15 protein-coding genes and 1 pseudogene are annotated in these 19,431 nt (G+C 42.3%); 2 read left to right on the forward strand and 14 right to left on the reverse strand.

Annotation, left to right across the window (positions count from 1 at the left end; all coding sequences use genetic code 11):
• Positions 1-10: 10 nt before the first annotated feature.
• The 7 genes from QFZ77_RS30425 to QFZ77_RS30455 all read right to left on the reverse strand — a co-directional run bounded on the left by QFZ77_RS30425 (position 11) and on the right by QFZ77_RS30455 (position 9,092).
• Positions 11-454, reverse strand: a complete 444-nt coding sequence (locus QFZ77_RS30425) for a cell wall hydrolase (protein ID WP_307445554.1) — start codon at positions 452-454, stop codon at positions 11-13.
• 239 nt (positions 455-693) lie between these two features.
• Positions 694-1,119, reverse strand: coding sequence for a dihydrofolate reductase family protein (locus tag QFZ77_RS30430; protein WP_307445556.1), 426 nt, complete (start codon positions 1,117-1,119; stop codon positions 694-696).
• A gap of 107 nt (positions 1,120-1,226) precedes the next feature.
• Positions 1,227-1,673 (reverse strand): SRPBCC family protein, encoded by a 447-nt coding sequence (locus tag QFZ77_RS30435; RefSeq protein WP_307449969.1) that lies wholly within the window; start codon positions 1,671-1,673, stop codon positions 1,227-1,229.
• 36 nt (positions 1,674-1,709) lie between these two features.
• Positions 1,710-2,180, reverse strand: a complete 471-nt coding sequence (locus tag QFZ77_RS30440; protein ID WP_307445559.1) for a MerR family transcriptional regulator — start codon at positions 2,178-2,180, stop codon at positions 1,710-1,712.
• A 235-nt stretch (positions 2,181-2,415) separates the two neighbouring features.
• Positions 2,416-3,018: an HAD-IA family hydrolase gene (locus QFZ77_RS30445; protein ID WP_307445562.1), complete on the reverse strand. Its 603-nt coding sequence runs from the start codon at positions 3,016-3,018 to the stop codon at positions 2,416-2,418.
• Positions 3,019-3,529: 511 nt separating this feature from the next.
• Positions 3,530-4,051, reverse strand: coding sequence for a hypothetical protein (locus QFZ77_RS30450; RefSeq protein ID WP_307445566.1), 522 nt, complete (start codon positions 4,049-4,051; stop codon positions 3,530-3,532).
• Between the two features lie 613 nt (positions 4,052-4,664).
• Positions 4,665-9,092 carry an OmpL47-type beta-barrel domain-containing protein gene (locus tag QFZ77_RS30455; protein ID WP_307445569.1) on the reverse strand — a complete coding sequence of 1,476 codons (4,428 nt, stop codon included), beginning with the start codon at positions 9,090-9,092 and terminating at the stop codon, positions 4,665-4,667.
• Between the two features lie 1,309 nt (positions 9,093-10,401).
• On the opposite strand from QFZ77_RS30455, the gene QFZ77_RS30460 reads away from it, so the two are divergent.
• Positions 10,402-12,618 carry a rhamnogalacturonan lyase gene (locus tag QFZ77_RS30460; RefSeq protein WP_483874778.1) on the forward strand — a complete coding sequence of 739 codons (2,217 nt, stop codon included), beginning with the start codon at positions 10,402-10,404 and terminating at the stop codon, positions 12,616-12,618.
• A 164-nt stretch (positions 12,619-12,782) separates the two neighbouring features.
• On the opposite strand, the pseudogene QFZ77_RS30465 reads toward QFZ77_RS30460, so the two are convergent.
• The 5 genes and pseudogenes from QFZ77_RS30465 to QFZ77_RS30490 all read right to left on the reverse strand — a co-directional run.
• Positions 12,783-13,117, reverse strand: a pseudogene (locus QFZ77_RS30465) (SGNH/GDSL hydrolase family protein); the annotation flags it as partial.
• 704 nt (positions 13,118-13,821) lie between these two features.
• Positions 13,822-14,199, reverse strand: a complete 378-nt coding sequence (locus tag QFZ77_RS30470) for a hypothetical protein (RefSeq protein WP_307445572.1) — start codon at positions 14,197-14,199, stop codon at positions 13,822-13,824.
• A 356-nt stretch (positions 14,200-14,555) separates the two neighbouring features.
• Positions 14,556-14,909 (reverse strand): hypothetical protein, encoded by a 354-nt coding sequence (locus QFZ77_RS30475; protein WP_307445577.1) that lies wholly within the window; start codon positions 14,907-14,909, stop codon positions 14,556-14,558.
• Positions 14,910-15,328: 419 nt separating this feature from the next.
• On the reverse strand, positions 15,329-15,799 hold the full coding sequence (locus tag QFZ77_RS30485) for a hypothetical protein (RefSeq protein ID WP_307449975.1): 471 nt from the start codon (positions 15,797-15,799) through the stop codon (positions 15,329-15,331).
• The gene (locus QFZ77_RS30490) at positions 15,697-16,476 is read right to left on the reverse strand and encodes a hypothetical protein (protein ID WP_307445580.1); all 780 of its coding nucleotides are present in this window, start codon (positions 16,474-16,476) and stop codon (positions 15,697-15,699) included. The genes QFZ77_RS30485 and QFZ77_RS30490 overlap by 103 nt, the downstream gene beginning before the upstream one ends.
• A gap of 278 nt (positions 16,477-16,754) precedes the next feature.
• On the opposite strand from QFZ77_RS30490, the gene QFZ77_RS30495 reads away from it, so the two are divergent.
• On the forward strand, positions 16,755-17,828 hold the full coding sequence (locus QFZ77_RS30495; RefSeq protein WP_307445583.1) for a YncE family protein: 1,074 nt from the start codon (positions 16,755-16,757) through the stop codon (positions 17,826-17,828).
• A gap of 159 nt (positions 17,829-17,987) precedes the next feature.
• On the opposite strand, the gene QFZ77_RS30500 is transcribed toward QFZ77_RS30495, so the two are convergent.
• Both QFZ77_RS30500 and QFZ77_RS30505 read right to left on the reverse strand, forming a co-directional pair.
• Complete coding sequence (locus QFZ77_RS30500; protein ID WP_307445586.1) at positions 17,988-18,881, reverse strand: SDR family oxidoreductase; 894 nt, start codon at positions 18,879-18,881, stop codon at positions 17,988-17,990.
• 230 nt (positions 18,882-19,111) lie between these two features.
• Positions 19,112-19,273: a hypothetical protein gene (locus QFZ77_RS30505; RefSeq protein WP_307445589.1), complete on the reverse strand. Its 162-nt coding sequence runs from the start codon at positions 19,271-19,273 to the stop codon at positions 19,112-19,114.
• Positions 19,274-19,431: the final 158 nt, after the last annotated feature.

Here is a 19,431-nt window from a genome sequence, read left to right on the forward strand (position 1 = left end):
TTTCATAAAATTAAAACGTATTATATACATTTTCACATTCTTTCCCGGTCGGCTCATAAAAACAGTGAAGCTTGTATCGTCCTACGTGCGGCTGATTATACCAGGTCGGCGGACATGGCTGGGGAGCTTTGGCCGTTCCCGGTCGAAAATACCAGAGGGCGAATTTGGCCGGCCAATTCCGCTCCCCATTCACAGCCCGTCGCGCCAGACGGCGTTCTTTCTCTCTTGCGCTTTGATAGTACATACCATGAAGCAGCGCTTCGAACGCATGTGGCTGGTTGATCATTTGGGGTATTGTCCGGATTCCTTTAAAATCGGAGCAATTCGCTCTAATTCGGTTAATGCCAACATTTCCAACAAGGAGCATACCCATTTCGCCTTCGCCCACAGCTTCGGCTCTAAGCAACCTTGCCAACATGTCAATATCCCTGTCCCTTGCTTTTACGACTGCCATCGGCTCACCTCTTTAGATTGTTTTCTAGACACATCATATTATAGGTGAAGCGGATGTGTTACTCTGGCATTTTGTTGTGCCTTGTCCGAAGTGATCATTCTCTCGGTAGCGGAAAAAAACACTCTGCTCTCAGCCGTTGGTTTGAAGGTTTGTTAAGCTATTTTTCATAGAGTCACATCATCTAAAAATAGAAATGCTCTATTGATCTATTGTTCTCAGTTAGCTTAACAAGCCTTCTTTTAAATATCTGACTTGACCATTCCGTAAAACACTAAATCTTCGTAGATTCCCCACTTCAATACATGTACAACAGGGTTGACGTTAATCCGATACTCATCAATTAACCCTTTTTGCATGAGGTAGTGGGAAACCCTACCACTACCGATGATAATTATGTCGTTTCCGGGCTGTTGTTTGAGTGTAGAGATATCCTCTGGAATGTTTTCTTTGATCAACCTTGAGTTCTTCCATTCAACCATTTCAAGGCTTTGGGAAAAGACGATTTTCGTAGCTTTCTCCAGCCATCGAGCCTGCTCAACGTGGTACTTCGACTCTAGTAGACTTTCAGGTAGATTTGTCCAAAAGCCTGCCATCATTTGATACGTAACGCGCCCGTATAAAACAGTGTCAACGGTGCCATGTACGTCCGTGGCATAACTCTGCAATGCTTCATCATAAATGATTCAATCCATTTCTCCATTTGGACCGGAAATATAGCCATCAAGTGAAGTATGAATGAATAAAATAACTTTTCTCATTTCGGCCTCCATTTTTAATTCGATTCGTTCCTCAATACCTCCCCGAGAGTGTCGAGCATGGCCTTCGTACCATGTTCACGCTGTTCCGGTGTATCGCGGTCATCGAAATAAGTTCCTTGTTCTGTAAAGATCAACCTCGTGCCTGCATCCGTTGGCTTTAACTCCACTGTCGTCACCGATACCGAAATCCGCGTCTCGCCCATGTCCAAGGTATACGAATAGACGATGCGCTGATTTGGCACGATCTCCTGAAAGCAGGCGTCAAAAGTGTAGATTGGGCCGTCTGGCGGGCCTCCACGACTAAATTCCCGTCCGCCAACCTTGAAGTCGAATTCATCGGCTTTCGAGAACCAACGGGCTTTGGCCTCAGGGTCTGCCCAAGCGGCGAACACTCGCGCGGGTGATGCTTGATAAGTTCGCTCAACGGTAAACGTGGCGTGGTGTACAGATCGTTCGTTCATCATGTGTTCCTCCCTATGTTAAAGTTCGTCAAGATCTTATTCGGCGAGGAAGTCGCCTAGTCGATCGAGACTTTGTTCTACTTTCATCTGTCGCTCAAAGAAATATTTGTCGTGGCTCTTTTTCATCATAACCAGCACTTTTGTGAAATCGTCTACGGTCAACGGTTCCTTCATTTGCATGAGTGTTGACACATGTTCTAACTCTTCAAGAAGCTTCTGCTGAATCTTTATTTTGTCTTTTAGACTGGCGATTTGTATGGATACTATCTCAATTGGACTGCAATGCTCCTGGGCCAGAAGCGACTTGATTTCCTCCAACGCTAAACCCAATTCCTTTAATGAGAGAATTTGGTGCAGTCGCGAAATGTCAGATTCGGTGTACAACCTGTGCCCCGAATCCGTCTGATCGGATGGTGAGAACAAGCCGATTTGATCATAAAATCGTAATGTTCGAATTGTTAACCCTGTCAGTTTGGCAATTTCCCCGACTTTCCAATGTGGCTTCATAATCAACCCCTTCTTCAGCGCCATTCATTTACCTGTAACTAAATGATAAAACATTACGTAACGTAATGTTCAAGACTTTTTTTCTTGGAGGTGTCAGTCCTCCCTCCACCATTCCCCTTCGGGGCAACTTTCCGCAGCCAGAAAGCGGTTAAAACACGTGGTTATCGTCACAGCTACGGTGACGCTCCATTGTTAATTGTTCAGCTACGATGTGTTGGGCTCATATCCTTCAGTTTTAGCGTTTAGGCTTGTAGGCCTGCTCTAACTTCAATGTAACTTCCTCAATCCAACTATTCTCCTCATCTGCAAGGAGAGTTTTCCACCCTAGCTTTTTCGCGGGTTCCAAATTTTTCGCTTGATCGTCTACAAAGAGTATCCATGAACTATTTGCAAAGTTAGATTCCACTGTTTTATAGATTTTTGGATTTGGCTTGCAAAGTCCAACTTCACTTGAGATCGCCACGCTTCTAACAAAAGGATAGATTGGTATTAATAAATCCGATAACCATTCTATTCTATGATTGCTAAGAAGATGGATATCCGCAATTTCACTCCAATACTCAAGGCAGTTAAAAGCAGGCAAATAGGTTAGATCCTCTTTAATTAACTCACGTATTCTTGTCGCATCTACAGATGGATAAGATTTCACAAGCCATAACCAAAATTCATCTTCGGATATTGTTCCAGTCCAAAGAGCTTCGCGTACCTCAATGCTAAATCGAGTTTTAAAAGCCTCGTGTGTGGTCTGAGCGAATTCAGCAAGCTCTCTCCAATAACGAGGAGAGAAGTTTGATATTACTACTCCCGCTAAATCAAGCACCAGCTGAGGTTTGTCCATGGATGAAAACTCCTTATAGGAAAATTTAAGATATTTGTTGATGAAGCCGTGCTCTATATCCTCCTGTAACTAGTTTATCTTAGTCATAGCCTGCCAGCACTTCAGCACCATCTTGCTTCAGTTCTATTTACGTTCATCACATTAAAGCCAAAAGTAAGGATAATTTTTACCGCAGATACTACTTCCCACTCGCTACGCGGCATATCCGCCCACATACCTTTTCTATTAGAATGGCTCCAGCCTTCGTTCTGCCGAATCTACCTGTACTTCACACCACATGACCTGTTAGTCATGACGCGCGCAGGAGTATTGGCGGAATGGTTTCGGGATACATGGTTCCGACATTCCCATCCTCGGTTGTAAAGTTAAGATTACTCATTGTAATCTCCTGCTTTTCACGAAGTTAGTCGCTTATAGCAGAACTTGTCATACTTCTTCGTTAGTTTAATGATTGCTGTCTAAACAGCGGTTTCAGCTTGACTGGTCTTTGTTTTGCTTTTGAGATTAATATTTATTCTAATACTTTTTTAGCTCTAATATTTTCAAATTTCTTTATGAGTTCAGCTACAGGAGTTTTATTTTCTTTCAAATCATTTTCAATTTCAGCAAGATCTATTTTTTTCTGTTCGACAATTTTTATTCCCTTTTTGTACATTTCTCCATGGATGGGATCATCGACTAGTGTCTTGAAATAAGCAGCTTCAGCCAAAACTCCCTTTAAACCTCGAATATTATCCTCTAGCTCTTTTTTGGGATCAGTAGGTGGGGCTAATTCTTCGAAGAGTTTACCGACCTCCAAGCCTATTTCTTTAACCTTAAGACCTTGTTCTACAGTCTTTTCGATTTCTTCTAAAGTCTGATTTGGCATAGATTCCAATTTGGTTTTTTCTTCTTTTTCAGCAACTTGGAGTTGTTTTAGCCTTTCTTCTTTTGGAACAATATCGGCAAAAATATTGTTACCCAATACCCCTCCAATCGTAAAAATTAATACAACGCATACAGAAATAAGAACAAACTTCTTTTTATAATTCACAATCATTTCCTCCCAAGTTGGTTTTATGTGCAAGTTTCTCATCGCAAATATTGACTGACTTAAGCTTATAATCCAAACCTTTTATCGGTCGCTCGACTAGTTCTTCGTACTCTAAGTGACAGGATACAAAATCCCCTGTTTTATACCCCTGTCATGACAGTTCCGCTACTGCACTATTCTGCCCGTCCCTCGGTTTTAAGGGTTTATCTCAGATATACTCACTCATTCGCAGGATTTCATTACCTTGATAATCAGTTTTCTTCAGAAAGTAAGTTCACTTGAACCGGTGTTTTAATTTTTAGGCATGCTATTCTCCCACCAGGAAGTTCAATCCGTCACAGCCCCCTTCTTTTTCTTTCATATTAATTTCTAGATTTCCCCAATAACCCCTCCTTAAAAGCCAATAAATATACTCTCGTTATTACATTAAACTCCCGTTCGTTTAACGTAGTTATCTTCAGAAGAGTTTATTCTTCAATGTTTATGTCGCGGTTATTAAAAAACTGTAAGGGAATTTAATCATTGTTTTAATGTAAACATATTGCTACGGTACAAAGCGTTAATTTCAAATCAAAGAAAAGCCGCCCAACAAAAGGACGACTTTTCATTAATCTTATTGTGTTGACCATAGCTTGATCAATGCATTTGCATCTGCATTCAGAATAGCTTTTACGCTGCTGTCTTCTACATCTTTTCCTAAAGCTGGATTGTTAAGATGTTTCACAAAGTCCTGCATGTGCTTTGCAGCCTGATCTCGTCGGTTTTTATCAAGTTGATGCTGCGCTTGACTGAGGGCATTGCTCAGTTGCGATGTTAATGTGTTGCTAAGCAGTGATTGATAGCGATTAAGCAATGCATTCATAGCATTTATGCTGGTTGTCACATTGAATTGGAAATTCTTTTGAAGCCTATTTCCAGCTATATCCTCAGTGACGATAGCAGCAGAATAACTGCCAACTTTTCCTGTTAAATCTATGACTACGCTTGCTCCCTTTGTCAGATCTACTGCATATACAGCATCACTAACGCTGATCTGTGCAGAAGCTACACCTGACAGATTATCGGATACCTGGAAGGTTAATGAAAGATTGTCATCAAAGGACCCTCCCTCCTTTAACTCATTCCCATTAATCATAAATGTAAAGCTAGGAACTGTCGTGTCGACTTTTACCGTCTGTTGCCTAGCATCTTCAGCATTTCCTGCTCGATCCTCTGAACGATACTGAATGGTAAAGGTTCCGTCTTGTGGCAGTGGAAACGGTCCGGAATAATCCGTCCAATCCCCATTCTCACTTAGTTTGTACTGAGTCTTCTCTACGCCGGACATATCATCCGTTGCATTTAGTGTTACTACATTGCTGGTGTACCAGCCGTTGTTAGTTGTACCTGCCATAACTAGTTCGGTAACCGGCTTCGTTTGATCTAATAATAACGATACGGAATCTGACATTGGTGATTCTACAGTAACGTTTGTATGGCTAACCTTGTAATAATATCTTACAGCAGGATCAATTCCGCTGTCAGTGAAGCTCGTTGTGTTCCCTTGATAAATAGGCGTGTAAGTTCCATCAGCACGATTAGATCTGTATAGCGTATAGGACGTAGCTCCTAAAGCTTTTTGCCAGGAAAGTGCAGCAGAATTTGATGTTGTCGAATCTACCTTAAGCCCCACCAAAGGATTATGAGTCTGCGAATTGTCAACGATCATCATCCAGTTGATCAATGGATCCTGCGACGCAGTATTTCTCACTGTTATCATGATCGTGCCATCCGTTACGTCAACCGTATTGCCATAGACCGTATTGGATATAAAAGTGATGGCATTCTTTTTAACCCCATTAATATACAAGTCTGCTTTTCTGGTGGTATTATTCCAAATATCATTAAAGCCCGTATAAACGGTGTAGGACCCATTTTTTACAGTAAACTTGTAGGTCAGGTCAGTCCCTGCCGGGGAATTACTTACATTTCCACCATTTAGGTATCTGAGTGTTGAAAAAATATCTCCACTGGCTGAACCTGCAGGGTTAGAATTCGTTCCTACATAGCCCCAAGGTACTGTATCAGCTGAATTATACGCCTGTTCAACAACCTCCGTATTAACAAGTGTATCCTGAAGGTATGAGGTCATAAGGCTGTAATCACTCGTCGCATATCCGCCGCTGTTTACGAGATATATGGTCTTATCAGGAACTGCGTAAATTTTAAAGCGTAACGTTTTGTTATTAAACTGCGGAAGTGTGGCCTGTAAAGAATAGACACCCGGAAGTGCAAATGTATTTGCCGTTATTGGCAGAGAATTTACTGACCAAGTCACAGAAGTTGTAGTTGCTGATGCAGCACCACTTGGTATAACTTCTATTTGACTCGGTAATTCCAGTACAGTTCCGGTTGCAACAACCTCGGGTAATTGAATATTTATGTCCATCTTCCCCATACTGTCTAATAAATCTGTGGACCAACTGCTGTACCATCTTATGGATATATCTGTACCTTGCCCAAATTCAATCGGCAGCCAGACATACTTGGCACCGCCATTTGTAGTGAACTGTCCACCATTCCAATCATCCCCCACGTAGATAAATTTTCCTTTCGCCGGGTCAACAGGAATAACAGATGCTGATTGAGATTTAAAAGCTGTCATTGGGTCTGGATCCGATGACGATGTTCGGACAAATGGATTAACCGGAGCTGACCATGGCCCAAACATTTGATCTGCAACGCTGAATTTATTTTCATTCGGAGCCCACCCCGTCGCACCGGAGGTTATTAGATAGTACTTTCCGCTAAATTTAAATACGGCCGGAGCTTCACGCTGTGTGCCTGGGCCAACTCTAACATAATCTATGCCGTGAACTCCCTTATAGCTTGTATCGCGGACAGGATGACCATTTGCATCTACATTGCCGTCCTTATGCCAGCCTGCAACATCTGAATAATCATCCAACAGCTTGGAAATGTAGATGGTCAGGTTTTCTTCACTGGAATAAATGAGATAGGCCGTACCGTCATCATCTTTAAATAGATTCATATCACGTGCCATGCCCGGGTTGCCAGGCTGATAATCGATCTCACCCGGTGGAGCTTGATCCATACGGTAGCTCTTTTGGTAGATGAATGGACCCGTAGGTGAATCACTTAATGCATAACCTGCTTGCGCTTTTCCATAGTTTGCACTGTTATTATAAGGGTCTTTATCTCCGTCAATATGAGCCCACATGACATATTTCTTTGTTTTATCATTATAAATAACTTTTGGTCTTTCAATAATTCTGCCCGCTCTTATATCTGCCCAGACGTTTAACGTATCGGTCCGACCGGCATAAAGTTTTGAAATTAACGGATCGTTAGTAAAATCGTCCATTGATTTCACCATCGTTAATGCCATGCCCTCGTCAGTCCAATTGTAAAGATCCGTGGAAGAGTAAACTCTCACCCCTGCCGCAGGCCACGCACCTGTATGATATTCGCCATACCAGTAGTATTTTTGAGTTTTTTGATCATACATAATACCTGGTCCATGGGCATCAATTGGACTGCCATTGGTACTTGCCCATGTCGTACCAGGCGTAATTGTTGTTCTCACAGTTCCTACACCAAGAGGGTCCGATAAGGACGAGGTGACCCCATCTATCACCGCATTGATTTTATAAAAATATCCTGTACCTTGCGTTAATCCCGTATCTGTAAATTCCAAATCTGTACCGCTGTAAACCTGATTATAGGTTCCGGTAGCGCTCGAGGACCGACTTATCTTATAGGTTGTTGTTGTACCCTGCACTTTGTCCCAAATTAATGTTACGGATGTATCAGAAATTGAAGCTGCTGCAAAGTTTCCTGGAGCATCATATCTAAATGTGGTAGCTTGTACGGAAGCTGAAGTTGATTCTCCGATCGTGTTGTAAGCTCTTATCTGATAACTATATGCTGTGTTTGGTGTTAATCCTGTATCAGAATAGCTTAAGGCGATTCCATCATACACCTTGGTGAACGTATTACCTGCATCAGATGATCTGTATACTCTGTAGCCGGTTGTTTTAGCTGCTGCTGTCCAACTCAAATTGATTTTTGACGAATTTACGGCAATAGCCGTCTGTCCCGTAGGAGCAGGAGGTGGCGCTGGAGTCGTCCGTACACTTAGTTCGGGTGACCACTGAGATTCCGTCAGTCCGCCATATACAAACGCTATTTTATAATAGTATGCTGTGTCAAAGATTAGCCCGGTATCTACAAAACTGTTAGTCGTGCTGTTGGATACAAACGAATATCCTCTGCCAGCTGTCGTTGAACGGTAAATATTGTAACTTGTTGCTCCATCTACCGGAGTCCAATTTAATGAGATAGAGGAATTGCTTTGGGTGTCGGATTGAAGGACTGATGTGTTGACAGCCGGCGTGCCTGTTACCCTAACATCATCGACATAAACGGCCTGCCACTTATTTCGGATTCCTATTTTGCCACTATTGAAGGTAGAGTCAGTTTCATCAAAAACAAGCTTATCGATTCCGTTGTTAACGATGTAGCAGCGAATGGAATTGCCGACCAATACCATTTTTAACGTATACCATGTATTTTTGCTCAATGCATAACTGAGACTTTTTATAACCGTGTCCGTACCGTTGACCCTTTTTGATAGAACCAAAGTACTCGTTGTCTGCATTTGAAAATAATAAAAATTTCTAGAGTCCTGAACACGTGCCAGAATTCCCGGATAAGCCCCGCCTGCTCCTGTGTTGAAACGCATTGTAACGGTTGAATCCGTCCATGTAGAATCTCCTGCGGTTATGATTCCTTCACCTGTGTCCGTCTGATTCAATGCCTTATTACTGGCATCAGTTGGATCAGGATTGACTTTCCATGTTCCGGAGGTCGGTGTCCATATGGGATTAGCCGTATAATCTCCATCCGAAAAATCATCTTGGAAATAAATCGCAGGTGCTGCGGGTGCTGCTGAAACAGATGTGGAATGTCTGAAATTAAGAGATATTACTAATGTCAAGAGCAAAAACCATGCTAATAGTTTGTACTTTGTATTCACCATTTTCCCTCTCCTTTGCTGATTGAGTATTAAGTGTAACAATCCTCCAAGTCATCAAATTTTGTGCAGCGCTTTCATCACAGTTTATATTCTAGAGGCCAAGTGCTCTCAAACATAGTCTACATTCAATAAAATACTGAACATTTCTAACTTCTTAGTGTGAACAAAACATACTTTTATGAACTAATCAAAAAGTAGGTGACTTCTTCCACACTACTGTTCCTGATCATCTTGTTTTACATAATAGTCATGATATGAGAAGAAGAGAAAATTCTTACTTCTCACAAAAATGCGTTGGTACTAAGATTTATCTGACACAGACAAATAGTTTGTCCGCACCCATTTTTCAAAATCAACTGTATTTGGGTTAGTCCATATTCTCACCGTTTCCCCTCCTTTATGACATGTACAATAGAATATGTCCTCTATGATAAGATCATAACAAAGGAGTTGTAACGTTTACTTCCTACTATAATAGCTTTTTCAATCTGAACCCATTGAAGATAACTGCCCTTACTTGAATGAACAAAAATAAGGAGCTGCCGAGAGGCATGCTCCTTCACTATCGTTCTCCGTTAGCGTAGCAGTACATGCAGCAATAATTGCTTATACTCCGTAGAAATCCTTTATATTTAACCAAGTTTCATACCAGAATGTTTTTTGTTTATTTGGTTTCAATATATCGATTTGTTTATCGTTCCTTATTAAAAACACTTTATCATCTATATTTTTTAGGGTATCACCGAACTGAAATACAATATCTAAACAATCCTGTCGATACTGTTTTTCTCTTGTATCTGACCACTCTGCTTTTTCAGTGGAAAAATTTTTTCTAATTTTTTCCTCGTCCCTTCTAAAAAACTTTAAGTTGTTAGACGTTGTCCTAGGCTATCGTATCCGTTAGTTTAATCTCGCAATCATTTAATCCGAAATAAGTTCATTGTTTACAATACGTCCGCCGATAGCGATTTGATAGCCTATAATATCCCGAATTGTAACCTCACTCCGGTGATTAGTGTAATTAGGTCCACTAACGATTTTTCCGGTAGTTGAATAACGATGACGCTCAACAGTTCCGCAATATGAAACAAATATCCTTCCACTACAATCACGCTATTTTATTTCAAACGGTCATCAGACTTGCATATTATTGAAACATTTATACTTTTTTGTAAACAAAAGAGTCCTAAGCAAGCAGATATTTACTATTGTCGGAATATTTCCCATCTATTATGTTAAAAGAGTTACTTCGTGATAATACCATAAACAGGAGGTTCTAAAATTGATACAAAACAAAAGGAAATGGAAGCAAATGATGAAGAAAACTTGTCTATGCCTGTTCGGCTCTCTCCAAGTTGCAGCTTTATGCACTCCTTTGCAAGCGGTTGCAGCCGAATCAGCAGTACCCATGATTGCACACGAGAAGCGCCAGATGGAGTATTTGGATCGGGGACTTGTGGCGGTTAAAGTGGATGGCGGCGTGTTTGTCAGCTGGCGTCTGCTAGGCACCGATCCGTCAGGTGTCTCCTTTTATCTTTACCGTGATGGGAAGAGGGTGAATAATGATCCAATCGTCTCCAGCACGAACTATCTTGATGCCAACGGCACGGCAAACGCCACATACACCGTGCAGGCGGTCGTAAACAACAAAAAGCTTTCTGTGTCCGATAAGGCTAGCGTTTGGGGACAACAATACCTTGATGTTCCCCTGCGCAAGCCGGCAAACGGAGTAAATCCCGACGGTTCTGCCTACACCTACAATGCTAACGATGCTAGCGTCGGTGATGTAGATGGCGACGGACAGTATGAGCTTATTTTGAAGTGGGATCCTTCGAATTCCAAGGACAATTCGCAGAACGGCATTACAGGTGAAGTGTTTGTGGATGCTTACAAGTTGGACGGGACCTTCTTATGGAGAATTTCTTTGGGCCGGAATATTCGCGCTGGGGCTCACTATACACAGATGATGGTCTATGATTTGGATGGCGACGGCAAAGCAGAGGTGGCTTTGAAGACAGCCGACGGCACAGTTGACGGAGCAGGCAAGATGATCGGCGAACCGAATGTCGATTATCGGGATGCCTCCGGACGGGTGCTTTCCGGTCCGGAGTATCTTACCTTGTTTGAAGGCGCTACTGGGAAAGAAATGGTATCGGTGCCTTATGAGCCTGCCCGGGGCAAGGTAACCGATTGGGGTGATGGTTACGGCAACCGTGTCGACCGGTTCCTCGCAACCATCGCCTATCTCGACGGCAAAACACCTAGTCTCGTCATGGCCCGTGGGTACTATGCGAAAACCTCATTAGTGGCATACAACTGGAAAAACGGCCAACTGACCAAGCAGTGGACATTTAACAGCAACGGCAATAAGGCATATGAAGCCCAAGGGAATCATAGTCTGAGTGCGGTCGATGTGGACGGTGATGGAAAAGACGAAATTGTTTACGGGGCGATGACCTTTGACGATAACGGTCAGGTTCTGTACAGCACCGGTTTAGGCCATGGAGATGCGCATCATGTAGGGGATCTGGACCCCGACAGACCGGGGCTGGAAGTTTTTAAAGTCATGGAACATACAGATTCCCCTTACGGCGCAGCGGTTTGGGATGCTGCTACCGGGCAAGTCCTGTGGGGAGTACACACAGGAAAAGATACGGGACGAGGCATGTCAGCCGATATTGACCCCAGATTGAAAGGCGAAGAGCAATGGGCTTCCACCGGAGTGGGTCTATATACCGTCAAAGGTACAAAAATCAGCAGCACAATACCATCGTCCATTAACTTCGGCATTTGGTGGGACGGCGATTTGCTCCGCGAGCTTCTCGATCATAACTACAATTCAGCTATCGGTGCAGGTCCCGGCAAGATCGACAAATGGGATTATATGAACAGCAAAACCGACAATTTACTGACAGCCGAAGGTACATTGTCCGATAACTCGACCAAAGGCAATCCTAGCCTGCAAGCCGATATTTTAGGCGATTGGCGGGAAGAGGCTATCTGGAGAACGGCCGACAGCAGCGCGCTGCGCATATACACAACAACGGCTGTCACCGAACACCGCTTCCCTACTCTCATGCATGATCCGGCTTACCGACTTGGCGTCGCTGCGGAGAACGTGGCTTACAACCAGCCCCCGCATACAAGCTACTATCTAGGCGAAGGGATGGCACAGCCTCCGGCTCCGAACATTTATGTTACATATCCAGCGGAAGTTCGCGTTAATCCGAACTCTTTGAATCTCAAAAGCAATGGTGGAGATCATTCCGTAACAGCAAAAATTGATCTGCCTGAATATGCTGGAGCCACCACTGCCGGAATAACCTCGGTAACCTTGAGTGTATATGGCGGCATAGTGCAGGGGGAAGACGCGAAGGGAGACAGCTCGAATGGATTCACGGTTAAATTTGACCGTCAGCAGCTCATTCAGGTGCTATTGGGGCAAACCGGCGAGGTAGAAGTAAGGATTACCGGACGGCTGGAGGACGGGAGCCAGTTTAGCGGTATTAACCGCATCCGGGTGCAGTAATTTTTAGGGTATCGATAATAAAAGGAACATGGACGGTTATGCCGTCCATGTTCCTTTTTACTTATTAACCTTTGTCATGGACACATTAAGTTCCGTACGCCAGGAGAATTTTATTCATAGATCAGAATCCAACAGCTCGTATTTTTTACCTTCTTTCTTTTCCTCTACAAATCCTCTAAGCCTTGTTTTTTCAAATCCTCAATCACAATTCTGGCAAGCTCTGTAGCTCCTGTACGATTAGGATGCAAAGTATCCCCAGTCATATAAAGCGCGAGTGTAGCTTCCCGCCGATGGATGTAAAGTAGGCCGAACTTATAACATTTAGGTCAATCAATGGAACATTCTCTTCTTGAGCTAAAGCCAGAATAGAATGTCTATACCATCTGTTCATAGAAGAATGTACATTTGCTGAATTAAAGTCCGTTGCTCTGCCTTGTGGAGTTGATAAGACAACTATCGCTCCTTTCGCTTTAACTTATTTAACCATATCACGCATCATTAGGACATTGACTCGTTGAAAATAAATTGCCACATTTGCAAGTAAACTTTTATATAATTCCTACTTTTCTAATCAAGTATTTTTGATATAATGTATTACTTTACAATAATGTCTTAATTTATTTGGACGGAGGCGTAAGCCGGATGCGTGAATGCGGTGTTAACTGATGCCAGTGGCTTCTCCGACCATATTTGTCAAAAGTGTTTAATAACTTTGTTATAATCTTTAAATTAGATTGCTCTTCTTTACCATAGTAAATCCAATTGCAAAATGCACTAGAAATAATGCCGTGTCCACTTTACTCACATAGCCATGCTTTATTGATTGAACTATCGTTCTGCGTTAGTTAATAAGGCAACTGAACACACTTACTGAGCAAAAATAACTACACTGATATATAGAAAAGCTCCAAATAAAACCGAAGTCGCGAATATTAGAACGTCACTTTTATCTTTGTTTAGAATTGCTCGAATTGTAATTAAGAAAAACAACATGAAGAAAAAGGATAATAATAAAGCTAAGGCAATATCCACTTATTTCATCCCTCCGTTCTAAGCAAAGATTCTTAAAAATATCATAGAGTATTCTATTCAAAAAAGCACATGGATATAGAAATAATCTGCCTATTACTTCTACGAAACCAAAAAGGAGCTGCTTCAAAGCAACTCCTGAACTATAGTTCTCCGTTAGCGTGGTTCAAAACATTAAAGCAGCTCTGTCGTATATTTTCGATTCGTTATAGTTGTTTTCAACAAAATCAATTCAATACCAGTGTAGTTGGTATTGTGTAAATCGGTTAAGCAACCGTGTTTTTCTCTTCTAACGAATTGAACCTCTTTGTTGAATAATATTAGCCATTCCTTACTTGTGCGTTTTATAAATCCCTTGCCTAGGTTTGTGAGATCCCTAACATTAAAGTCACTCTCAATTGATAATCCTACCCATTCATTTTCATGATCAAAAAGCAAATAACAGTTCTTATCTGATTCACCACCGTTATTTAATAAAATACAATCTTCACGATCGTAGAAGTACAAATAAACGAATGTATCTTCTTTATTATTCTCTATCGTCATTCTCATTTAATAGCCCCTATCTAAGAGCAATAGTTTTTATATTCAGTGCACATATTCCACCTTCAGAGGTAATCTTCCTCAAATATCTACTACTCATTAATTTCTACAGAATTACCACGTTATCCTGCCCTTTCGGAATGACCCACCGTATATTTATCATGTCAAAAAACGCGTTGTTATCGGGTTTGATACAATGTATCTTCTTTTCCACCGATATTCTTTTTCAATTTTATCCTATGGATCGGAGGTATCTGTTAAGCGAACTTATAAAAACAAAAAACCGCACTTCCCTTTCAGGAAGAACGGTTTATTTTTATTTCTTTATTCCTTCAAGCAAGAGGCCTGTCGCCGATGAGAGTTGTCTAATATCCTCCGCCGTATCCATACCCTGGATAATAAGGATAATATGGGTGGTAGTATGGGTAAGGTCTGAAGAATGGATATATAAAATGAAAAAATGGAAAATGCTGCCGGCGATATCGGCGATATCTCCTTTGACCATATGGTTGTCTGGTTGGATCATTTTCCCTTTCTTCGCCATCAACCTCTTCAGGAACTAACATGGTGACGCCATCATCGTCCATATCATCGATAATTCCCTCAAACTGTGACCCGTCTCTCAGTTGTGCAATAACATGGTACTTCAAATATCTTTGACATAATGTTTTTACATCGCCACCCATAGGGTTAGCTTGAATAGGATTCATTTGATACACGCGCCTATCCCTCCTTTAACTATTGTTAGGATATTCGCCCATTATAAAAAATGTTCACGTATGTATGAAAAAAAACACGGCACTCTACGCCTAAAAATCCCGCTTATCTATTCCTTCCAACAAGCGGCCATACCGATCCAAGCGGGAGCGTTAGGAGTAGGAAAAGACGAAATGAAAAAACGGCCGTTGTTAGCAGCTATTTCGCGATAAGGCCGTCTTTGTTTTTCTCGATATTTTTGTGTTGGATTAAGGAAATTTAAATTACAAAAGCTGATATTATAGAACGATTTTGACAAATTGTAATAGATTCCCCTCCAGGTAACGAAAAATCTGGGTCAGAAAACATCTTCCTTACTAATGGATACAATTCTTTAACAGACAATATTGGCATCTGACTCATTCGTCTCTCTCCCTTTCTGTTACAGCAAATATTTACGAATAAAGTAAGTAGGCGTACAGCTCCATGCATGGCAATAGCTGTTAATCAAATTACTGCCGTAGGGCGATAGCTTTTTATCATTCGGGTTGTAGATTTCCCAGAAACAATCCGCTCCGTCTTTGACCATTTCTCCCCAGTAAGCTCTGATTTGCTCCAAGGCTTTTTCTGGTCTTCCACTTTCAAAAAGCGCCTCAATCAGATGATGATACATATAAGGGGTTGTCATCCCAATTTCCGGAGGGTGCTCGAATAAACGATCCATCAATTTACCATTTCCGGTTGCATTCAGAACGCCAGCCAGGGCCATCCAGACCTGCGATGCCCATGAAATCTGCCTATTCGCACCGCTTACGAAGAAGCTATGTTTCGCATCCCATAAATGAGTGAGTACAGCACTGGTCGCACGATACGTGTGTTCAGAAATGAATGCTGCTTCTTGATCTCTTTCCAGCTCTTCAGCAAGTAGCTGCCCTCTTTTGAGACAATACAACAGGATTGCCTGTGCAGAGGCTGACCGTTAGGACTTGACGCATCCCGAAATAATTTTACTGTAGAAAAAGAATTTTTCGACTCTCCGAGTATATCGTAGCCAAGGAAAACAACTTTCCCTTGATCCTGTAAAGCACTTTGATACCACTCCGATTGCTGAATGAGCTTGGCTTTATCCGGCTTTTCATAGACGCCTGCATCATCGGATCGTCCTGCGCAAAAGGTTTTAAATTCCAAGCTGAATACACAGATAGAGTTTACAAATTTGGTGTCAAATTGATTGTTATTAATCGCCTTTTTCAGCTTATTTGAGGTCCATTCACTGGTCGTGTTGGATTCGCTAATCTGTGGAACGTTGCTGCTGGATAAGACCTCCCGCACCTCGTTGTTCACGACGATGGAGCGGTTCAAATTAATAATGTTTCGAAATAGTAAGTCTGCCACTTCGCTGGACGTTTCCAAATGATTTTCATAAGTTTGCGCATTCGTTTCCATTAATGTGTTCTTGGCAATATTGAAAGAAATAAATCCTAAAATGAAAAGTGGGGGCAAAGATATGACGATCATCGCAACTAGAAACCGACTTCTAAGTCGTTGAAAACGAAAATTGGAAAAGAGAAACCGTATCCGTTTCATCATGTTGTGCCTTCTCCCATCCTTTGCAGTATGCATCATGATACCCTCTTAAGGTTATAAAGGTATTATAGCTAGATTAAGCCCAATTATATAATGTCCTTATTTTTTGGTTGGGTGTCCGTTTTTTTTGGAATGCGAAGGAAATGCCTTGCCCTGCAACTTGTCATGGGGCGGACTTTCTTGTGCCTCGGGCTTCTTGTAGATACGTTGCTATACAGTTCCCTTTCAGAACAGTATGAATATACTGAATGAAGCATCAGCACACTGGAAGGGGAGACAGCATGCAACGAAAATCTTGGCACGTCTTGAAGCCTCGAGTCAATACGCTAATACCCCGTATAATTGCAACTATTCCTGTAAAAAGCCCGGTCTCCAACATCGTCGTTAATCCGGTGACGAACCGCGTATACTTTTTACAAGGCGAAAACGATTTGAGTGTTCTGGATGGGAACACAAACAAAATCATAGCAACATTGAAAACGGAACAATTGCCTTTCCAAATGGCAGTCAATACGAGAACGAACCGTATTTATCTTGTTAACTTCCTTGATGGTACTGTTTCCGTTATTAACGGCCGCACGAACCGGATCATCACAACAGTTAAAGTGGGAGAACGCTGCGATGAAATCGCGCTTAATTCCCGAACGAATCTGATCTATATAGCGACAATATCCTTATCGTCTAACAAGGCCAATGTTGCTGTTCTGAACGGGAGTACCAACAAGATCCAACAAAGAATCCCTTTTATTGGACGTCCCTCAGAAATTTCAATTGATGAAAGAACGAACCGAATTTATGTGACGAACACCAGCAAAGATACAGTATCAGTTATTGACGGAAGTACGAATAACATTCTGACATCTGTCAAAGTGGGGCGAAATCCAGTCATAACTCCGGCCTTAAATACGAGGACAAACCGCCTTTATATTGCTAACAACCTAAGCCGATTCTGTTCCGTATTGGACCTGCGAACGAATCAAATTCACAATATTCAGCTCGGCAGACTTCAAAGTGAAATTACACTTAACCCTGTGACGAACCTAATCTATGTATCAAGCGCACAAATATCAGTAAAGGGGCGGCTATTTGTCATTGATGGCAGACTGGATCGTGTGATCAGAACCTTAACTATTCCTTCTTCAACAAATACGCTGATCAACCCGCGTACAAACCATTTATTCATATCGGAGTTTCGGGAGACCGGAGCAGCTCCGCTTAAGGTCTATAACGGCAGCACTCTGAAGCGTATCGCAATTCTTCGCCCCACCAAGAGATCAGGTGCCACGGTACTTAACCCGCGAACAAACCGAATCTATTCAGGCGGGGAAACTAACATTACCGTCATTCAGGATTAGGTGTAGACCTAACCTCCATCACTTTTTATACGAAAAGGCAGAATAAACAACCCCCACCGATATCCTCCGATATCGGTGGGGGTTGTTTGTTTTACTAATCGGAATTTTTATAGAAACTTAGTAGTCCTGCCAGCATAATCTCTCTGTTTGCTTAACGTCTTAACTATTCGTAATGGTACCACCGTTAACATGAATCATTTGTCCCGTTACATATCTGGAGTCGTCGCTTGCTAGATAAACATAAGCAGGGGCCAACTCCGCTGGTTGGCTGGCCCGTTTCATCGGGGTTTCGTAACCGAATGTCATGATCTCTTCAACTGTATACCCTGCTGATACGTTCAGTGGAGTCCAGACTGGTCCCGGGGCGACACCGTTCACGCGAATGTCCCGATCAACCAGATTCAAAGCAAGCGAACGGATAAATGTTACAATGGCGCCTTTCGTAGCTGCATAGTCAATCGAATCGCTCTTCCCCAGATAGGCGACCCTGGATGTCGTGTTAATAATCGAGCTTCCCGGCTTTAAATAAGGCAGGACGGCTTGTGATATGTAAAAGAAGGAAAAAATGTTCGTTTGAAACGTTCGTACCAACTGTTGAGGATTTATTTGTTCGAAGCTCTTTTGAATATGCATTTCCGCACAATTGTTTACGAGAATGTCGATTGACCCGTATGTGTTCAGCGTCTTATCCACTACAAACCTGCTAAAACTTTCATCGCCCAAATCGCCAGCGATCGCCAAACACTTACGCCCTAATTGTTCAATGCGTTGTTTCGTGTTTTCGGCATCCTGATGTTCATTTAGGTAAACGATGACGAGGTCTGCCCCCTCCTTGGCAAATGCAATGGAGACCGCTTTGCCGATACCGCTGTCCCCGCCGGATACGATGGCTGTTTTTCCCGCCAGCTTCCCGCTTCCTCGATAGTTGGGGTCTTCCGAAACCGGTAGCGGCACCATCATCCATTCCAATCCCGGTTGAAACGGCTGTTGCTGCGGCGGGAATTGGATTGGAATCATCTCGACTTTTTTAATGTATCCATATACTTGGCGCATTTGTTTCTACTCCTTGCATTCGGCATATATCAGTTTATGCTCAGCAAATCACTTAGGCTACACAAATGAAACGGCACCGTCCTGTATTGGACCGTGCCGTTCCTGAATATTTTGAAAAGTTGGAGGTGAACCAAGAAACTGCCATTTCTCACCGCCATCTGTAGAGTATTTTTTGCTTCCATATCGTTAGCTTGGCGAAATTTCACTTAACTCTGCAAAATCGTACGTCATTAATCCTCCATTTGAACGGAATCCGCGAGCAAGTAGTACGCCTCATTATCCGTCCCGTATACGATCACACGTCCTTCAGTGTCAAAGTCCATATCGTTCACTTCCGTGTGAAGTAGTGTTGTTAAACACCCCATTCTCAAGCTGATTACGTGATATTTCATTGCGCTCGCCTCCCCGATTTATCTAACCACGATTATACAGTAAAGGTATCGTTTGTAGAGACGGGAAATGATGGGACCTTACCTCTAATGGCCGCCAATTTTACTTTTTGTTCATTCCCCGATAAATCAAAGGCAACTCCACATGTCATCTAACGCTT

It is taken from the genome of Paenibacillus sp. V4I3 (assembly GCF_030817215.1).
Classification (GTDB): Bacteria; Bacillota; Bacilli; order Paenibacillales; family NBRC-103111; genus Paenibacillus_E.

Bases quoted from the DNA above. Each gene is read 5' to 3' on its own strand.
- QFZ77_RS30505 (WP_307445589.1), bottom strand. From the start codon at position 19,273: ATGAAATATCACGTAATCAGCTTGAGAATGGGGTGTTTAACAACACTA.
- QFZ77_RS30495 (WP_307445583.1), top strand. From the start codon at position 16,755: ATGCAACGAAAATCTTGGCACGTCTTGAAGCCTCGAGTCAATACGCTA.
- QFZ77_RS30440 (WP_307445559.1), bottom strand. From the start codon at position 2,180: ATGAAGCCACATTGGAAAGTCGGGGAAATTGCCAAACTGACAGGGTTA.
- QFZ77_RS30460 (WP_483874778.1), top strand. From the start codon at position 10,402: ATGATGAAGAAAACTTGTCTATGCCTGTTCGGCTCTCTCCAAGTTGCA.
- QFZ77_RS30425 (WP_307445554.1), bottom strand. From the start codon at position 454: ATGGCAGTCGTAAAAGCAAGGGACAGGGATATTGACATGTTGGCAAGG.
- QFZ77_RS30445 (WP_307445562.1), bottom strand. From the start codon at position 3,018: ATGGACAAACCTCAGCTGGTGCTTGATTTAGCGGGAGTAGTAATATCA.
- QFZ77_RS30455 (WP_307445569.1), bottom strand. From the start codon at position 9,092: ATGGTGAATACAAAGTACAAACTATTAGCATGGTTTTTGCTCTTGACA.
- QFZ77_RS30500 (WP_307445586.1), bottom strand. From the start codon at position 18,881: ATGCGCCAAGTATATGGATACATTAAAAAAGTCGAGATGATTCCAATC.
- QFZ77_RS30470 (WP_307445572.1), bottom strand. From the start codon at position 14,199: ATGAGAATGACGATAGAGAATAATAAAGAAGATACATTCGTTTATTTG.
- QFZ77_RS30490 (WP_307445580.1), bottom strand. From the start codon at position 16,476: ATGATGAAACGGATACGGTTTCTCTTTTCCAATTTTCGTTTTCAACGA.
- QFZ77_RS30435 (WP_307449969.1), bottom strand. From the start codon at position 1,673: ATGAACGAACGATCTGTACACCACGCCACGTTTACCGTTGAGCGAACT.